This window comes from Parabacteroides sp. AM58-2XD (assembly GCF_003463685.1).
Taxonomy (GTDB): domain Bacteria; phylum Bacteroidota; class Bacteroidia; order Bacteroidales; family Tannerellaceae; genus Parabacteroides; species Parabacteroides segnis.
This window is the reverse complement of the sequence record NZ_QSDP01000047.1, coordinates 32,792-49,756: the sequence shown is the minus strand read 5'-3', so window position 1 is coordinate 49,756 and position 16,965 is coordinate 32,792. Positions and strand designations below refer to the sequence as shown.

17 protein-coding genes and 1 pseudogene are annotated in these 16,965 nt (G+C 45.1%); 8 read left to right on the top strand and 10 right to left on the bottom strand.

Annotated elements, in window-relative coordinates:
* Positions 1–101: 101 nt before the first annotated feature.
* The 4 genes from DXA15_RS12925 to DXA15_RS12910 are packed head-to-tail and all read right to left on the bottom strand — an operon-like array spanning position 102 to position 2,132.
* Positions 102–650 carry a hypothetical protein gene (locus DXA15_RS12925; protein WP_128134299.1) on the bottom strand — a complete coding sequence of 183 codons (549 nt, stop codon included), beginning with the start codon at positions 648–650 and terminating at the stop codon, positions 102–104.
* Complete coding sequence (locus DXA15_RS12920) at positions 647–1,090, bottom strand: hypothetical protein (RefSeq protein ID WP_128134298.1); 444 nt, start codon at positions 1,088–1,090, stop codon at positions 647–649. Before DXA15_RS12920 ends, DXA15_RS12925 begins: the two co-directional genes overlap by 4 nt.
* Positions 1,087–1,752, bottom strand: a complete 666-nt coding sequence (locus DXA15_RS12915; RefSeq protein ID WP_128134297.1) for a 6-bladed beta-propeller — start codon at positions 1,750–1,752, stop codon at positions 1,087–1,089. Before DXA15_RS12915 ends, DXA15_RS12920 begins: the two co-directional genes overlap by 4 nt.
* 11 nt (positions 1,753–1,763) lie before the next feature.
* Complete coding sequence (locus DXA15_RS12910; protein ID WP_128134296.1) at positions 1,764–2,132, bottom strand: NVEALA domain-containing protein; 369 nt, start codon at positions 2,130–2,132, stop codon at positions 1,764–1,766.
* Between the two features lie 335 nt (positions 2,133–2,467).
* Between DXA15_RS12910 and DXA15_RS12905 the strand changes: the two genes are divergently transcribed.
* From DXA15_RS12905 to DXA15_RS12885, 6 genes and pseudogenes are all read left to right on the top strand, one after another.
* Entirely contained in the window at positions 2,468–2,947 is a 480-nt protein-coding gene (locus tag DXA15_RS12905; protein WP_128134295.1) for a hypothetical protein, read from the top strand.
* A gap of 366 nt (positions 2,948–3,313) precedes the next feature.
* Positions 3,314–3,781: a hypothetical protein gene (locus DXA15_RS12900; protein ID WP_128134294.1), complete on the top strand. Its 468-nt coding sequence runs from the start codon at positions 3,314–3,316 to the stop codon at positions 3,779–3,781.
* A gap of 15 nt (positions 3,782–3,796) precedes the next feature.
* The gene (locus DXA15_RS26470) at positions 3,797–4,510 is read left to right on the top strand and encodes a DnaB-like helicase N-terminal domain-containing protein (protein ID WP_369683066.1); all 714 of its coding nucleotides are present in this window, start codon (positions 3,797–3,799) and stop codon (positions 4,508–4,510) included.
* A pseudogene (locus DXA15_RS26465) lies at positions 4,486–5,199 on the top strand (replicative DNA helicase); the annotation flags it as partial. The gene DXA15_RS26470 and the pseudogene DXA15_RS26465, both read left to right, overlap by 25 nt.
* 169 nt (positions 5,200–5,368) lie before the next feature.
* Positions 5,369–6,904 (top strand): CHC2 zinc finger domain-containing protein, encoded by a 1,536-nt coding sequence (locus tag DXA15_RS12890; protein WP_128134293.1) that lies wholly within the window; start codon positions 5,369–5,371, stop codon positions 6,902–6,904.
* Between the two features lie 60 nt (positions 6,905–6,964).
* Positions 6,965–7,408, top strand: a complete 444-nt coding sequence (locus tag DXA15_RS12885; protein WP_128134292.1) for an HU family DNA-binding protein — start codon at positions 6,965–6,967, stop codon at positions 7,406–7,408.
* On the opposite strand, the gene DXA15_RS12880 is transcribed toward DXA15_RS12885, so the two are convergent.
* The gene (locus DXA15_RS12880) at positions 7,409–7,636 is read right to left on the bottom strand and encodes a DUF4248 domain-containing protein (RefSeq protein WP_010802715.1); all 228 of its coding nucleotides are present in this window, start codon (positions 7,634–7,636) and stop codon (positions 7,409–7,411) included.
* A 95-nt stretch (positions 7,637–7,731) separates the two neighbouring features.
* Here DXA15_RS12880 and DXA15_RS12875 point away from each other — a divergent pair, with 95 nt between their 5' ends.
* A complete protein-coding gene (locus tag DXA15_RS12875; RefSeq protein ID WP_128134291.1) occupies positions 7,732–8,271 on the top strand; it encodes a glucosaminidase domain-containing protein in 540 nt (179 codons plus the stop codon).
* 5 nt (positions 8,272–8,276) lie between these two features.
* Positions 8,277–8,606, top strand: coding sequence for a hypothetical protein (locus DXA15_RS12870; protein WP_128134290.1), 330 nt, complete (start codon positions 8,277–8,279; stop codon positions 8,604–8,606).
* Between the two features lie 88 nt (positions 8,607–8,694).
* Here DXA15_RS12870 and DXA15_RS12865 read toward each other — a convergent pair whose 3' ends face one another.
* From DXA15_RS12865 to DXA15_RS12845, 5 genes are all read right to left on the bottom strand, one after another.
* Positions 8,695–9,402, bottom strand: a complete 708-nt coding sequence (locus tag DXA15_RS12865) for a hypothetical protein (protein ID WP_010802711.1) — start codon at positions 9,400–9,402, stop codon at positions 8,695–8,697.
* Positions 9,403–9,425: 23 nt separating this feature from the next.
* Entirely contained in the window at positions 9,426–11,081 is a 1,656-nt protein-coding gene (locus tag DXA15_RS12860; RefSeq protein ID WP_128134289.1) for a glycoside hydrolase family protein, read from the bottom strand.
* A gap of 112 nt (positions 11,082–11,193) precedes the next feature.
* Positions 11,194–13,059, bottom strand: coding sequence for an FAD-dependent oxidoreductase (locus DXA15_RS12855; RefSeq protein WP_128134288.1), 1,866 nt, complete (start codon positions 13,057–13,059; stop codon positions 11,194–11,196).
* A gap of 97 nt (positions 13,060–13,156) precedes the next feature.
* The gene (locus DXA15_RS12850; RefSeq protein ID WP_128134287.1) at positions 13,157–14,395 is read right to left on the bottom strand and encodes an alpha-L-fucosidase; all 1,239 of its coding nucleotides are present in this window, start codon (positions 14,393–14,395) and stop codon (positions 13,157–13,159) included.
* A gap of 32 nt (positions 14,396–14,427) precedes the next feature.
* On the bottom strand, positions 14,428–16,893 hold the full coding sequence (locus DXA15_RS12845; RefSeq protein WP_128134302.1) for a hypothetical protein: 2,466 nt from the start codon (positions 16,891–16,893) through the stop codon (positions 14,428–14,430).
* Positions 16,894–16,965: the final 72 nt, after the last annotated feature.

Here is a 16,965-nt window from a genome sequence, read left to right as displayed (position 1 = left end):
ACCAACCATAATAACTTCATTTCTTTCATTTAACAAAAAAGTATGCAACATTGTATTTGACGGCAAATGAGAATTATTCACTGAAAATACATTCGCTTTATCTATAAATCATATATATCTGCGTTTTGTAATGGACTACCAACCATAATAACTTCATTTCTTTCATTTAACAAAAAAGTATGCAACATTGTATTTGACGGCAAATGAGAATTATTCACTGAAAATACATTCGCTTTATCTATAAATACCGGATAATAGAAAGTATTTGTTTTAAGCATAAACTCAACCATATCCAATTCTTCTCGTTTAGGTGCGAAAATAAAATAATATTTCATTTTCGCACCATATATATTCGTCGTACTTATTATCCTATTCCATAAATACAACTCATTCAATGCACAAGGAGAACAAACTGTTGAATCGGTATAAATAATCAACTTCATTTTACTGTCATCAAAATTTTCCAAAACAGTATCCTTACCATTCATCAAACACTCCATATTACCCAAAGGCAATTGCACAGGACTTGATTGCATCAATTCTAAATCCTTATTCAATGCTTTTTTATTGCCACAAGACAAAATTGAAAACATAATCAAAGATGATAAAAATACCCATTTACCCATTGTTACATTTTTTATTCCCATCATTTAACATGGCTTATAACAAGAACCGGATTTGAATCCGACGTTATATCCGGAAACTGTTTTTGGAGCGCTGTAAAAGAGAGGATAAAACCCGGATAAAGGACACCAATAAAAGAATTATTCCCGCAAAACTGAGACTTCACATACATATCAATATCATCGACAATTTCGCTTTCTTCTGTTACCAGCCAATGTTTTCCTGTATTCTTATCATAAAATACCAACATATTTTTCTTCATGTCTGTTACCGTCAACGACATCAAGGATTCTGTCTCCACATAATCATTTTTCGTATAAACAAGCCCTTTATGTTTATCAAAATCCAACACAGGTTCAGACCGGAGATCTTCAGGTATGACCCGATCCGTCTTTATCTTATATTTCACCGACATGGAATTTGCCGTGATATGATAAATACGGTCAAAATCCTCCGTGCCCATCAAACCGACCGTGGCATCATCAATCCGGCGAAAATACTTCGGATAAAGCCTCCATAAAGAAATTTATCGTCTATGGTTACCAACTGTTCCTTGAATCTTCCTTCCTTATCGGCCCGCCACACCCCCCGGCGATTACCCTTCATAAAATCGGGTGTATAAAACAGATATTCGCCATTATCCAATACCGCAAAATCTCGTATGATATCATCAACCTGGATACTCCTTAAATAAGTACCCTCCTTGGAATAGACCTGTATACGTTTCGATGAATTATCGTAAAGGCTTATTTCTTCATTTGATGGATTGACATCAAATCCTTGAAGCGTTATATATTCGGTTGGTCCGGGACCCTTTTGAGAGATACTATTAAGTATATGGCCGGTTTCATCCATTACATAAAGCATGTTTTGTTGGCTATCCAATATATAATAGCGATGATTATGATATCTGATATCCCCTATCATGCCGATTAACACATCATCCGAACGGATGGGGAAATAAGTAACTGAATCAAACACTTCCGACAGGACAAGAGGAGTGTTTTCACCTCCTCCCTCAAAACCTGCCTCTAAGATAATTGTGCCAGCATCTTCCTTTACATCTTTCGTGCCACTACAAGCAGTAAATAAAAATAGGACAAATAATAATATTGTTGATTTTCCCATTACAACCCATTTTATTCATCATATGAATTTCTCACCACTCTCCTTGCACATTCAGAATTCTCTAACAGGAAATTACAGGCATCCATATCCGTTCCATTTACACAACAGATCATTGATTTCCAATTACCTGACACAAACACTGATGGCTTTTCAGAAACAGCCAATCCACCAGATACATCTGAATTATACCAGACTGTAGCCGACTTAAAGTTTTTGTAAAAACCCTTTCCAAGTTCACCACTTGCAAGAGCTTCCAAATTTTTCTTCATCAAAGAAGAAGAGTTAACTATTCCTGACTGTTGAGAAAACTGATAACCATTTAATATAGCTACACCAACTAATGTCACTAAGGACATAACAACTTTCAATTTCGCATTCATGATATATTGATTTTTTAATTCATTTATAAAGAGGACTTATTCATACAAACCCCTTACTTAGGTTATTTTAATTAACATTGTTTAAGACACACCTACATGAGATATGAAAACAATCTTGACATCTTTCTCCCGATTTCTTTTTTTCCTAAAAATCCCCTATATTTACCAAAACATCTTTTTAACCCTCCGGCATGGTTCCTTCCCCATCCGTCCGGCACAGGTATGCCACCGCGATGAAACAAGCAACCTAAGGTAACGGCACAAGCATGCCATTCCGCCGAGACAAGAATCACAAATAAACAGAACCAACTACTCTCCCGACAATACAAAATAGAATGAAGAAAAAAAAGAGAATCAAACGAAGAAACATACAAACATTCAAATCTTACTTAATATTTTTAGAAGCACACAACGACCGCAACGAATTGTTGCACGAAACAGCCGAGTTCTTGCTCGAGAATAAATCGTTGACGAAACGCGAAAAGGCATTCAAACACCACTTCTTCGCCCTCTATGCACTCGAACTGGCAGGGGCTTGCGGATGCAGCGAAGTGTTACCCGACCATTTGCGCATCGACAATCCGGCGAAGACACAGTTTCTGATCGAACTAATGAGCGCACTGCGGCGGTACGGGATATTAGGCAACATGACCATCAAACAATTGGCCAGGATACTGAGCTGTATCCTTTGTTCGGAATACAGCACAGACGGCATGGCAAATCGACTGAAGGAAGTCCATCCGGATTATGAGTTCGTGCACAATGCCATCAAACAACTGATAACCGACATGAAAAAAAAAGATTCTGCCAAATAAAAATACTCACCCCGGGAGAGTGGTTTGTCCGTTTTAAACTCCATTTTTGCACAACCCTATATCATCCATATCACATAACCTGCTGTAAAAAAGCTATTAAGACCAGCAAAAACAAGGAAGACGTTCTTCTACCAACGACTCGTATCTTTACTGAAAAATTAGAAAAACATCTTACTCTCTTATATATATTCTTATATAATAATGAAAAGGCGTCTCAAAAAGTGTCTTAAACCTGTCTCACCGGGACTTTTTTATTCTTATAAGAAGCTGAAAAGCAGATATATAGAAAGAGAAAAGGCCGTCCAGAAACTGTCTTAAAGCGTGTCTACTAATATTTGTTAACAGTAATTTTAAAATAACAGACTTATGCAAAACATTGACAATCCAAAACAAAACCTGTTTCGATGGGGATTTCTCAAAGTTCCTAACGCCATCCTGAGCAAAAAGTATGCCGACACGCCATACTCCCGAATGTACGGAGAATTATATACCTGCCTCTTGTACCATGCCAATCGACACGACGAAGAAAATACCGTCAACTCGTACACAATCTACGGCAAACGGGGCGAATGGATCACAACCTACCGCACTATCGAAGAGAAAACACAAATCTCACGCTCACGGCTTAAAACGCTGTTGGACAACATGGAGGCAGATGGTGTGATCTCTGTCCGACGGATGCGATATTTCACCATCATCACCATTACCGGCTACGATGACTGGATGAAGGTACCCACCGCCGGCAGCAATCCACCACCGGCAACACCTGCTCGGCAGCACCTGCCGGAACATCGCAAAGAGAATTTCAGACCGATTTACCAACGTTTCACTTAAATACAAACAACGATCATGACAAAAGAAACAATCAACAAACAGCAACTACCCTCTCCCCTTGATGCTTACCCCGCAACAGTAGAAATGGAACGCGCCGTCGTCCTGGCCATCCTCGTGCAAGGCAATGCCATCGCCGACGTGGCCGAACGACTGCTACCCGACATGTTCACCCACCCCGATTACCGCCTAGTTTATCGCGCCATGACAGCCCTCTATGACCGCGAGGCAGACATCGACATGCTGAGCATCGAAAACGAAATGCGCCTGCTCGAACCCGAACAGACTGAAAAACTCGGCGGGCTGGGATTCATTGCCGACCATCTGCTGACGGTGCGCAATGCCTCGCACATCCGTACCTATGCCGCTGCCGTGGTGCGCTGCTGGGTACTACGTCGCCTGTGTGCCGACATGAAAGAACATGCGATCCAAGCACATGAACCGACAGTCGACGTAGTGTCGCTGCTCGGCAAAGTGCACAAGGGGGTACAGAAGCTGGAAGATTTCTTTGCCGTCAGCAGCACCACGCACGCTGCCGGCGAAGTGAGCCGCCGCATCCTTGACCTGATTTACGACGAGCAAGCCCAACGGGCCAAGGGCGAAATGCAGCAACTGACGACAGGCATCGATGAATTTGATCGCCATCTGGGTGGGCTCTTTCGAGGCGAACTGTTGGTGCTGGCAGGCCGTCCCTCGATGGGAAAACGGCATTGGCACTGCATACGGCACTAGCGGTGGCACGCAAAGGGAAACGGGTATGCTTCTTCAGCCTCGAGATGACGGAACGCCAGTTGGTGAGCCGCCTGCTCTGCATGCTGAGTGGAGTGGAACCGGACAAGCTCCGTTTCAAACAACTGGAGGCTACCGACCGGGAAAAACTGGAACGGGCAGCCGAAGAACTGGAACGACTGCCGCTGTTCATGAACTATTGCAGCGGCTGCACTTTCAAAGAGATCCGGGCGAAGACGATGGCGTTGCACCGACGCGCACCGCTCGACCTGATCATCGTGGATTACCTCAACTTGATACAGGTGAACCCGGCCGGACGAGGCGAGGTACGCGACACAATGGATCTGGCACTGGGGGACGTATGCCGCAAACTGAAGAACCTGATCATGGAGGCAAACGTGGCGGGCATCGTGCTGGCGCAACTGAACCGTAACTGTGAATCGCGCACCGACCATGTCCCGGTAATGAGCGACCTACGCAACTCAGGCGAGATCGAGCAGATAGCCGACAGCATCGCGTTCGTATACCGGCCGGAGCAATACCGAGAATATTACGATAAACAGACGAAGGAAGATATGCGAGGCGTGGGGCAACTCTTCGTCGCCAAAAATCGCAACGGAGCAACGGGCGAAGTACGCTTCCGCTACAACAACAGTTTGACACAGATTCTGCCTTACAAGAGGAACGCCTAGATACAAAAAAGAGGTCTATTCTCTCGAACTGACCTCTTCATAAACCTTAACTATGAAAAAATTTACGTTTTTGATTTCGCTAAATTTTTCTTGGTATAAAGATATGGTATATTTATTGAAGTACCAAATAAAAAAATTTTTTTTAACAATCATATAAAAATATACTGATATGAACACCGAACAATTGAAAGCCGCCAACCCGATAGAGCAGGTGGCGGCACGTTATACGACCCTATACCGGGCAGGTAGCAATTATAAAATACTATGCCCCTTCCACGACGACCATCATCCCTCGCTCATGCTCCACGTAGGCAAGCAGTTCTTCAAATGCCATGCTTGTGGGGCAGGCGGTGATGTGATCAAGCTGGTGATGGGATTGGAAAAGTGCAGTTTTACCAAAGCAGTAAGCATTATGAGCAGTAAAACTGTAACACACCCTCTACCCCCTCCCTTATCCCCCGACAAAAAGAGAAAGGATACTCCCGACACTAAATCGTCCCTTTCTCAAAATCACCAATTCAAAAACTTGCTTTTGCCCTACGCCTCCGGCCACTCGGAACTGTCCCCCACCTGGCTCGGCTTCGAGGTCGGGCTGGCACCGGCTTTCGTGCCTGATGCCTTCAAAGCGATGCGAAACCGCCTCATCTTCCCAATTTACGACGAGAAAGGGATACTGACAGGGTTCGGCGCACGCCGAATCGACAACGTCCCCCTTGACACGGCACACACCCAGTCTCCCAAATACATCAATTCGGCCAACAACGGACTGTTCGACAAAAGCCGGACCTTGTACGGAATCCACCGGGCGACGGAGGCAATCCGTCGGGAAGGTTTCGCATTTGTGGTGGAAGGTTATAAGGATGTGCTTGCCATGCACGCCGCCGGATTCTGCAACACGGTAGGGCTGTGCGGCACGGCGCTGGCCGACGGGCAGGCCGACATCCTTTCGCGCCATACCACCCGTCTTCATCTCCTGCTCGACGGTGACCGCCCCGGACAGAATGCCGCTGAAAAGATCGCCTCCGAACGGAAACGACTATTCAGCATACACTGTACCTCCATCCCCGGTGGCGAAGATCCCGACGAGTTGTTCCGACGCTTGGGGAAAGCAAGATTCCGCACCTATCTGCACCATCTAACGGCAACAAGCAGCTTAGCGGCACGCCGCTTGTTGGGCTATTGCCTCCTGCATCCGGCGATGGCATCTTTGCTCGAACAGATGCTCGAAGCGGACGACATGCGGTTTGCCGATAGCGATTACACTGATTTACTGCATTGCCTGGCCTTACAAGAGGAAGTTCCGGAAGAGTTGGAAGTGTTTGCCAGTTATCTGGAATCGTTACTGCCGGACTTATTCCCACCCCTGCCCGACCTGCCGGGCGTGCCGGAAGAGATGACGGAAGAAGGTACACGGGTTGTACCCGAGTCATGCTCCGGACACTCGTCACAGAGTATTACGAAGAAAAAATCATCAGTGAAGCCCGCCAATTGTGTCGGCAGGTACAATCGCATTCGACGGAACACCGCCCTACCCTCTTACACAACCTCCATAAACAACTCAACCGCCTCTCGCAAGTCACCTGCGAAGCAAAACGGACAGTGGCTGTGGATGAAAGATGGTTTTGACGGACAGAATCCAAACAACCACATACCTTCGCAAACCTCCGCCGACAATCGCAAACGGCCCATCCTTGCCGTGTCGTAGCTTTGTATCGTAATCATACAACAAACAACAAAGTTATTCACCATTAAAACTTATCTAATTATGGCAGTAAAGTATCGTTTGGTCCTGAAAAAGGACATGAGTAAAGATGCGGCAGAAGGTAGCAAACTATTTTATGCAGTAAGCAGCTCGACGGGCATGTGCGACACCAACCAGTTGTGTGAAATCATCGCCGACCGTTCGGCGGCTACTCCGGGCGATGTGAAACTGGTGCTTGACGGGGTAATCCATGTACTGAAACAGAAATTGCCGGAAGGGCAGACCGTACAGGTTGGCGACCTGGGCTATTTCCAAGCCTCACTGGGCAGCCAAGGGGCAGCAACGGAAAAAGAATTTTCCGCTAACCTGATCAAACGCCGCCGCATCCTGTTCCGCCCCGGCAAACTGCTGGTACAGCTTTCCGAAAACTTCAAGACGGAACGTTATGCCTCCGGCACAACGTCCGGCGAAAGCGGAAGCGGAAGCGACAGACCGGAGATCGAGTAGTCAAGGGACCCCCAGGTGATCGACTATGCAAGCCACTTGCTTGGGGGTCAACACCTTCCTTCCAGGTTTCCATCCGCAGTCTCTCAACCGGGAAGTCAATTCACTACTCAATTTGATCCAGCGGCGCAGCTGCACGGAAGCACATTCGGGCTTGCTGCCGGGGAAGTACAACAGGGCTAGCTCCTGATACCCCCACACACGTTCGAATTTCTCTTTTTCGTCAGTCATAACTCTTCGTCTTACTTGTTTAACAATGTATAAAGATATGCATTTACAAGTTAATAATCAAGGAATAATAAACTTAATTACATCCCCAAAAGATCATGACAAAACAAAATTTTATCAGCCTCTATCTTGCCGACGCCGATGTAGCCGGTAACAAATACCGCATTAACCCGGTCATTATCCTGGCACAAGCCGCCATCGAATCGGGCTGGGGCGAGAGCGTGCTTGCCAAAGAACACAACAACCTGTTCGGCATCACCGGCTATGGCAAGAAAAACGAATATTGGCACGGTGGCAAGGTGGAACTGAAAGAGGGCGGACTTTGTTTCCGCAAATACCGCTCGACACGTGAAAGCATTTTCGACTTCGCCCGCCTGATCCGTACCGCCTATCCCACAGCTGCCAACGTGAGCCATAAACCGGCATCGTATGCTTCCGAGATCGCTTACAGCCGTTATATCAGCGAAGTAAACGGCGACAACCGGGCGGCCTACCGCAAAATGCTGTGTAGCATCTCCACCAGTCTCCAACGGTTGATCGACCTGTACAGGACTAAACAATTCGACCAGAAATTCAACAACCCGGCAACCGGAAAACCGACTGTCAGGAACTTATTCAACACCCCTCAAATCCCCTAAAACGTATGTCAACACTCAAAATCATTTTCGATTTCCTCCTTTCCGTCGTGAAGGTTATCTTTCCCGGAAAACGCAACGGGAGGCACTGCCACCCGAATCACACCGTTCCTCACCCTCATCGCCCTAACCGCCCTACTCCTGAAGGAGACGGAAGTGGCTCTGGCAGCGGTGGGAGCAATCTTGTCGATGGTAAAGCCAGAGAAGCAAAAGACAGTACCGACGTCATCGAAATCCCTCCAGACGGAGACATCGACGACAGGCTGGCAGGATATACCCTGATTGCCACGGCTATCATCGGTTACCTGTGCAAGGTTTACTTATCAACAATCACATAAAAAGGCGATATACATTCAAAATTCGCACTATGGCACTCAGATCAGACAATTCAGTGTTCATCTGTCCGACCTGTGTGCCTTTGTTACATTATATACCAAGAAAATGATCATTGATCTTTTTATCCAGATGGCGGACAGCCTCGTTGACATGACCATTGGCCACTTCCGTGATAATGGCTCCCTCCTTTCCGGCGTATTGCCAGTGATGCGTCAAGACCTCTTTCAAGGGGACGAACTCACCGACACCGGCTGGAGTCACATTTTTGACTGTCACCGACCCGTTCTCATGGCATGAAGGTATTTTAATATCCGGATATTTCGATAAATTATCCTCTCCAATTCCGACGATATAGCTTTTACCATTACGAACCAACCAGCCTTCCAGTTTCGCCGGATACTTATTCACCTTTTCATGCCAATGCTCGGGAAGCATCTGTCCCGGCAGGAGAAAAAGATCTTGCAACATATAACCGTCATCCAATTCATTCGCATAACCGATACATGCTAATCCTAGCTCTGTATAACGGCCTGTCCCGTAATCGCTTACCCAAATCGATCCACGCGTCTTATCGGTAACGGGGTAATTGTAATATTTCATCAGAGTGATAACAGCGTCTTTGGCTGCTTCTTCATTAAACCGGCCATCGGCAGTGTAGAAATCATCATTATTGAAACTCAACGAGATTGATTCTGTTACTTCTTTTGATACCGGGTTTGCATCCTGTACTTTCGTAGCCGGCTGGTTACATGCAGCCAAAGCCATAAAAGCCAGTGAACATAAAAATAACTTTTTCATACGTATATTTATTATATTGATACTTACTCTATCGGAGTCGTACGGAAATTATAGGTGGATACGACATTGTCAGACGTACGGATGGTCAAGATGAAATCGTATGCTTTTCCTTTTTCAAACGTCATTTGATTGGTCAGTGTCATACCCGTTTTGCCGTAAGGAACAAGCGGTGATAACTTGGCTTGTCCGACAACCTTCCTTTTCCCATCCTGAAGTTGTTCCAATAACAAGAAAGCCTTTTGGGAAGCCACCTGACCGAAATTCTCAACCACGACATTGATACTCCGGCTATCCGACGCAAATACCGGCATCCGGGCAGAAAGGATAGGGTCATTATAGCTAACCCAAGGTAAACGGGCATATCCGAAAAGTAATTTGCCGGAAGTTGTTTTCCCTAACAACTTGGGCGCAAATTCTTCTGCGGTTATACCATTTCCTTTTGCATCGAAAGTAACGACCAGGTCTTTTCCTTCATTCTTCGTACTGAGCACTTTACAACCTTTACCATAATTCACCTCCGTAGATGCACCGAAACGAAGAGAGTTCAGGTCGATATCCGTTTGCGGATTAAATCCTTCTTCGGCAGCAATCTTAACACGAATAGTCTTTGTCTTCTCCGTAATCGGCTTCGTATCGAGAACAGTCAGCAATACACCCGGATTCAGGGGGATGCTGATATTTTTGGAACTGTGGTTATCGTTTGGCAAATCTTCGTTCTTCAATGTGTCGATAACAGCGAAGTTTGCCTGGATGGCACGGCCATACTTATCCTGAAAGATTTTGATTCGTTCGTATTTGAACCAGTTTTCCACTTTTCCATCTTCATGGAAAGAGACTCCCGGCAGGTAAGCCTCTCCCGGATCGGTTATCCAATTGACACCATCTTTTGAACGTTGATAAAAGGCGATACGCCCCAACCAATCATTCACAATCAAGTGGTATTGAACGTGGTCACGCCAGACAACAGGGTCTTCAAACTCCCCTTTTACCGGAGGATAAGCCCGCTTATCGGAAATCTGGTTGTAAGGCGAAAGTCCGGTCTGGCTGATCCATACACCTCCTCCACGGCAAACCATCAGATAGGAACCGTCTTCCCGTTGAGCAAAGGTCAGGTTGGAAAGACCTTCTATGATACGGCGGTCGCGTTTATCAAAATCAAACTTCTTACGAGTCCACGGACCGTTCAGGCCATCGGAAATATAATATCCGTCGATTACATAAACAACAACACGTCCGTCTTTTAACCGGAACGCTTCCGGATTATGTCCCGGCCCTATCGTATCTTTTATTATGAAAGGACCTACCGAATTTTTACATACGGCATGGTAAACTGTCGAATTGGGCCAGAACATATGTCCTTTCGGAGAGTTCTCCGGCCAGCCGCAGACGTATAAATGATATTGGTTATCTTCTCCCAGTAGGATATTTCCTCCCCAATAGGAACGAACATCATCTTCGATACCGTTATCGACATAACGTGGAACGACATCTTTGGCTCCCCAGACATCACTACTCAGTTTTCCCGCCGGCATCGGAAGAAAACGGTCTATAAACCGGGCGCCTTCAACCAGATGATCCCATTCGGCGGGACGAGGTCTTTCAGTGATCTGGGCATTTATATCCTGCATACCGAACCAACAGGCAGCTGACGCACACAATAATAAAGAATAGAGTCTCATTGTATTAAGAATTAAGCTTTTAATGCTTCAAATGTATAACTTTTATATATTGAGTGCTACGGCTTATACGAAAAAAAACTACGCAAAGGTTTGCGTAGTTTTCAACCGGATATTATTTAACGACAGGCTTTTCTTTTAATATTCCTCCTTCATTATAACGCTGGTTATTGGGTAATCCTTTTTTATTTACCCCCTCTTTCATCAGCACTTTGAGCTCTTCCAGATAAGACTGGTACACCTTGCGGGGTTCCACTCCGTATTTCTTACATAAAGAGGCGGCCATACCGACAACCTCGCCCATCATCCCTGTCGTACGCATCACACGGACCGTACCCAGTGCAACATGCGTAACACTGATATTACGCCCGGCCATAAACAGGTTATCTATATTGCGGGAATAAAGACAACGATAAGGAACCGGATACGGATGGATTAGGATATGTTTCGTTACCGCCTTAAATTCATTTCCCGGAAAATGGGCGCTGTTTGCAGGATCCTGCCAATGCAGATCAATACTCCAGGTCGTAGCAAAAGAAGCATCTTCATGGGTGACATTTTTTGTAATGTCATCTTCTTTCAGAATATAGTCCCCCATCAAACGACGGGATTCCCGTTTGCCTGCCACATAGGCCACCCAGCCCAGTTTACGGTTGCGGTACTGAGTATTCTCTTTCATCTGATTCTTCAGATAACTCCAATTGGAATAAACGACCAGCATGCCATAGTCACGAATGCGTTCAAAATCTTTAATCTGGTCCAGGTTCATTCCGGTCTCCCAGGTCCATTCACCCATCAGGACTTTCTCGCAATTCTTATCATTGAACTCCACGCCATAACTGAAATCCGGAAAAGACGAGCTTCTTCCATTGTCTACGGAATACCATTGGACAGAAGAACCCATTGTCATCTTATCGGCCTTTTCGGGAGCGATACTCTCTCCGAATTCACTCTTGGCTTCACGTCCCATACGGAAATCGGCTCCGGCCAGATAGCCTATTGTTCCGTCTCCCGTACAATCTGAAAAGAGAGGGGCTTCAAACTTCTGTTCTTTACCACTTTCGATATGCCGAGCTGTAACGGATGTTATTTTATTACCATCTTTTGTCACGCCGATTGCACGATAGTTCAGGAAAAGAGTCACATTCTTTTCATTTGCCAGCCAATCCAGTTTTTTCTGATCTTCGTAGTTTTCCGCAGGTTGGGCATTTCCTCCCTTTTCCGGACCGAATTCTTTTTGCAAACCTCCCAATTCCTTATAGACGCCTTCTTCGATACGTCCTCCCAAATGGACACGGATCTCCGAACTATTATTACCTCCAATAACCGGACGGTCGTTAATCAAAGCGACCTTGCATCCTAAACGGGCAGCCGACACAGCGGCACTCATCCCGGCAATACCGGCTCCGACAACAACCAGGTCATATTGTCCCGCCAACGGCGCTTCATCCGGAAAACCCAGCGCTTTCCGGCGGAAGGCTTCCAGTTGTTTCATATCGGACGGAGGTATCCGCCCCTCTTCCGTAGTAAAATAAATAGCATCGCAACGACCGTCAAAACCTGTCAGGTCATGCAGCTTGACCACTGTCCTGAGATTTTTCACCGACACCTTACCGGCGACCTGCCACATCCAGGCTGTACCTTCGGTTCCTAACGGTGACGCCAGCTTTTTACCTCCTACCGACAAACTGAATTTACCGGGACCTTCTCCTTTTTTCCAAGGAGAAGTCCAGTTATATGTACGGACATATACATAATATTCCCCCTTTTCAGGAAAAGTAACTTCAGTATAAGCATCGTCTACTGGTTCACCCATACCATGGGCCAGCAAATACGGCGATCCCATCAGGTCCATAAACTGCTGGTCGACTACCCAGCCTCCTTTGTTACTGAAACTTTCAGCTTCAACGAAAAGGTCGGCGGCTCTTACCGATAACAGGTTCAGGAATAGAAATAATGTAATTAATGTCCGTGTTCTCATTGATATAGGCTTATAAAATTTATTCTACTGATTATAAATAAACCATATAGTTACTTGATGCGATAAAGTTACTGTTTTTTCACATAAATCATTACATTTACCTGGCAGTTTGATTCTCTTTCTCCTTATCAATCTGTTGGACAGCCTTTGTTCTATAATCCATATAATCTTTTGTATTCAATGCCGGGAAACCGTTCTTTTCAAGATAATCACCAACTTCACCCAATGTCTTCACATTTTCTTCCAAAATTGTGCCGTCAGGGAGTGGCCCTATATTCAAAAGCAGGTTGGCATTTATCTTTGCACAATAATTCAATAAGTCCATAACCTCATCCTTCGACTTTTGTCTCTGTCGCGGAGAGCTATGATAAGCCCATCCCAATGTTTGAATAGGAATATTCAATTCAGCCGGTTTTCCTTTATTGCTTTCCCACGAATGATCAGCAGCATCCTGCACTTGCTGAGGTAAGCCGGCGCTCTTAAACACCGAAGCCAAAGAACCCATTTCTCTTTCACCTGTAATGAAATCCTCATTTCCATTTGCACCTGTTTTAAACACAACCAGTGCATGCGGCTGGATTGAATGAATCATATCATAAACTTCCTGTATATTAAAAAGATCGGAATGCTGATATACACCACCGACTGTATCAAACCAAAGCCCGGCAATCGGTCCGTATTGCGTGCACAATTCCATAATCTGCGTTTTCGCAAAGTTCAGATAATGTTTAAAATCTTCCACCTTTTTAAAAGCATACTCGTCGGGCATTTCCTTATAATGGGGACGAGCCGGATTATACATAGAACTCGGTAAAAAATAAGGATGGTGCCAATCCAAACCGATCGAATAATAAATGAACAAACCTAATCCGGCTTTCCGGCAAGCGACAGCCAATTCCTTTACAAAATCACGTTGTGCAGGATAATCCACACTATTATAATCGGTAGCTTTTGTATCCCATAAGGTATAACCATCGTGATGCTTTGCTACAAAAGTTATGTATTTCATTTTAGCTCTGACCGCCAAATCCACATAATCCTGGGCATTAAATTTCTCTCCTTTAAACTCTCTGGCTTTCTGCTCATATTCTTTATAAGGGATAGCGTCATTATACATCACCCATTCTCCTTTTCCATACAAAGAGGCTGGTCCCCAATGGATAAACAAGCCAAAACGAGCATCCTTAAACCATGCCAAAGCTGCCTCTTTAGGTGATTTTGCGTATTCGGCTTCGTATCCTTTCAGATAATACGGGATTTCTCTCCATGTCTGTTCCTGCCCTCTTAGATTCAGGCCAAAAAGCAAACAGATAATCAATACACTATACTTATTCATAACAACTCTTTTATTTTGATCAATTACCAAGCCTATTTATATTCCAGCCACGCCGTAGCTTTTGTATCTACATCTGTGGAGAAACGAATCCAACGAGCCTGGAACTCTGCCGGAAACTCATATGTCCATTTTTCTCCCGCTTTCACTTTCCGTACCATATATTCCATCCAATCCCCGTTTCCTGTCGGGTCTGCTTCAATGGTAAAAGTAATATCGTCAGTAGACTGATGCGATAAGGTTAACTTTTTCCTATCATAAAATCCAATAAGATAAGGGTCAGACGGGATATCGGCTTTTACTGACGTATCTTTCCACGGACCACCTTTTCCGAGCGGTTTACCCAACTGCCACAAATCATCAATAACACCTACCCATACTGCCGCTTTACCATCGTTGGAAACAATGACATGTTCATTATCCTTTCCTTCTTCCGGATTCACCCCCGTCAAGACAAGCATTCCACGATAGGAAGCATAATCATTTATCCGGTAATTATGAGTAGAAACGGGGCGAATCTTTGCATAACCATCTGCATTTTCGGCAGGAAGTTCATAAAATGTACCCATACAGGAAAATAAATCGCGCTCTGTTGCCACTTCGCGACAAATACGAAGTTGCCCCTCATTCGTCAAAGATGTATACGCCTTGTCCCCTAATGGCAAGCGCCATCTGCGTCCCAGGTCGTCGATAATTAATACCGAGCTATTTTCTATTGAAACAACTTGTTGCGGAATAGCAAATTTTGAGCGGATCAAACCAGCCGTTTCAGCATCATCCTTGCGAACTAACTCCAATTTATCGCCCATTTCATAATAGCCGGTTTCAACCGTATTACCATTTACAACGGTATTAGCCAACAAACCCAAAGCACGACGGTTATCTCCAAGTCCGTACAATAAACCACCGGTTAAATTTTTATCCGTAGCAGAAGCCATACCTTTATAAATCATTGCTGGTTGTACAGAACGGGTATCAGGTGTCGTATAAGAAAAACTAGCTGTTGCCAATGTATTCTTGTCTGCTTTCACACGAATCCATTCTCCTTTATCCTCTGCCGGAAATATAACACTGGCGGCCTTTCCCGGACTTACAGTTACGGATTTTATTGTTTTCCAATCGTTCGTACCAGTTTCGTCCACTTCATAGGCAAAAGTTACCGGTTGTGTTCCCTCATTCTTAATCCAACCGGTACGATTCGCCCAGCCGGCAAACAGGAAAGGCTCGGAGGCTTCATTTGCCTTTATGCTCTCTTTTGCCCAAACAGCCCCTTCGGCTGTTGCCGGACCTAATTCATCCGGTTTCGAAAAAGAGGTAAACCACAGATTGGAATTGGATTGGCCGGGACCTTCTATATTTCCTTTTGCCTTACGTTTATTCAGGAATTCTTTCTGAGCCGAGTCGTCACATCCGAAAACAAGCTGATCGTTCCAACGGGTGAAATCACCGATAACCTTCAGATAAGCAGAACGCGGACGGATACCGGCACTGTTATCTGCCGTAAACTGACCGGGGAAACGCCAGAACATGCCGTGCATCGTCATCAGATAATCAGGATTGGATTCTGTTCCGACATTCCGGATACGAGGCCATTCCGTATTCCATCCGTGCGCTCCGTCATAGCTATGACTGGCTTTCGGAAGGCGATAGAAAGACCAACCTTTCTTCGCATCACGTACTCCCAGTAAAACAGACTTATGATCCCAACCCGTAGCCCACAAAGGATCTGTCTCCGGATTCGTATTTCCATAAATGCCCCCCGGACCTGTTACTTCCGTAAATTGATTCCTCCGAACCGTTTTCCAGTCTTTGCCATTCCATTCAGCTAAAACACCAGCTTTTACATCAAACTTTTTCAATGCTTCAGCCGTACCTTCCCCATTGTTGGAAAAAACAGCAACGCCTTGTCCCGAATAGAAACCTTTTCCATGCACACCCGGCAATACATCATTCGTATCATCCTTTATACCTTTCTTTCTATTTCCATCCTGATATAATTCTTTTACTTCCAACGTATTGACATCCACCTCATAAAAACCCTCTTCCATCGTACCGTAATAGATTTTATGGGCAGGATCCGTCAAATGACGGGCATTACCGGTATGACGTCCGGGCATTACCGAATAAGGTATCACCCGAACTTTGCCTGTTTTATCAATGGCATACGGACCAATAAAAAGCTGGTTACTTTCTTTATGGACCATGCGGTTCGCCGGAGTTCCTCCTATACTCTCATCATGTATAATCTGGCGATAATCGGATGTTACCTCATACAATTTATCCGAAGAGCCATTAGGTAAATGCGGCCCATAGGTAATAACCCATAGCCGGTCTGCCCAGGGAACCACGGCTCCCGTTCCACATTCTCCTTCATTATTATAATAAGCCAAACGAGGATAAATACCGGATACCGAATCCGGAACTCTCTTAGACTCTTTTTGTGCCGAGCAACTCATTATCGATAGTACTGTCAATATGCCTATCGTACTGTTTAATTTCATCTTCATTTTATTTCTGTTATAAAATTAGCAATAAAGGCTCCTCTCAACGCTTATACGCATTAAGACAAGAGA

Excerpts from the sequence above, each read along its gene's own strand:
- DXA15_RS12925 (WP_128134299.1), bottom strand. The coding sequence starts at position 650 with ATGATGGGAATAAAAAATGTAACAATGGGTAAATGGGTATTTTTATCA.
- DXA15_RS12915 (WP_128134297.1), bottom strand. The coding sequence starts at position 1,752 with ATGGGAAAATCAACAATATTATTATTTGTCCTATTTTTATTTACTGCT.
- DXA15_RS12910 (WP_128134296.1), bottom strand. The coding sequence starts at position 2,132 with ATGAATGCGAAATTGAAAGTTGTTATGTCCTTAGTGACATTAGTTGGT.
- DXA15_RS12905 (WP_128134295.1), top strand. The coding sequence starts at position 2,468 with ATGAAGAAAAAAAAGAGAATCAAACGAAGAAACATACAAACATTCAAA.
- DXA15_RS12900 (WP_128134294.1), top strand. The coding sequence starts at position 3,314 with ATGCAAAACATTGACAATCCAAAACAAAACCTGTTTCGATGGGGATTT.
- DXA15_RS26470 (WP_369683066.1), top strand. The coding sequence starts at position 3,797 with ATGACAAAAGAAACAATCAACAAACAGCAACTACCCTCTCCCCTTGAT.
- DXA15_RS12890 (WP_128134293.1), top strand. The coding sequence starts at position 5,369 with ATGAACACCGAACAATTGAAAGCCGCCAACCCGATAGAGCAGGTGGCG.
- DXA15_RS12885 (WP_128134292.1), top strand. The coding sequence starts at position 6,965 with ATGGCAGTAAAGTATCGTTTGGTCCTGAAAAAGGACATGAGTAAAGAT.
- DXA15_RS12880 (WP_010802715.1), bottom strand. The coding sequence starts at position 7,636 with ATGACTGACGAAAAAGAGAAATTCGAACGTGTGTGGGGGTATCAGGAG.
- DXA15_RS12875 (WP_128134291.1), top strand. The coding sequence starts at position 7,732 with ATGACAAAACAAAATTTTATCAGCCTCTATCTTGCCGACGCCGATGTA.
- DXA15_RS12870 (WP_128134290.1), top strand. The coding sequence starts at position 8,277 with ATGTCAACACTCAAAATCATTTTCGATTTCCTCCTTTCCGTCGTGAAG.
- DXA15_RS12865 (WP_010802711.1), bottom strand. The coding sequence starts at position 9,402 with ATGAAAAAGTTATTTTTATGTTCACTGGCTTTTATGGCTTTGGCTGCA.
- DXA15_RS12860 (WP_128134289.1), bottom strand. The coding sequence starts at position 11,081 with ATGAGACTCTATTCTTTATTATTGTGTGCGTCAGCTGCCTGTTGGTTC.
- DXA15_RS12855 (WP_128134288.1), bottom strand. The coding sequence starts at position 13,059 with ATGAGAACACGGACATTAATTACATTATTTCTATTCCTGAACCTGTTA.
- DXA15_RS12850 (WP_128134287.1), bottom strand. The coding sequence starts at position 14,395 with ATGAATAAGTATAGTGTATTGATTATCTGTTTGCTTTTTGGCCTGAAT.
- DXA15_RS12845 (WP_128134302.1), bottom strand. The coding sequence starts at position 16,893 with ATGAAATTAAACAGTACGATAGGCATATTGACAGTACTATCGATAATG.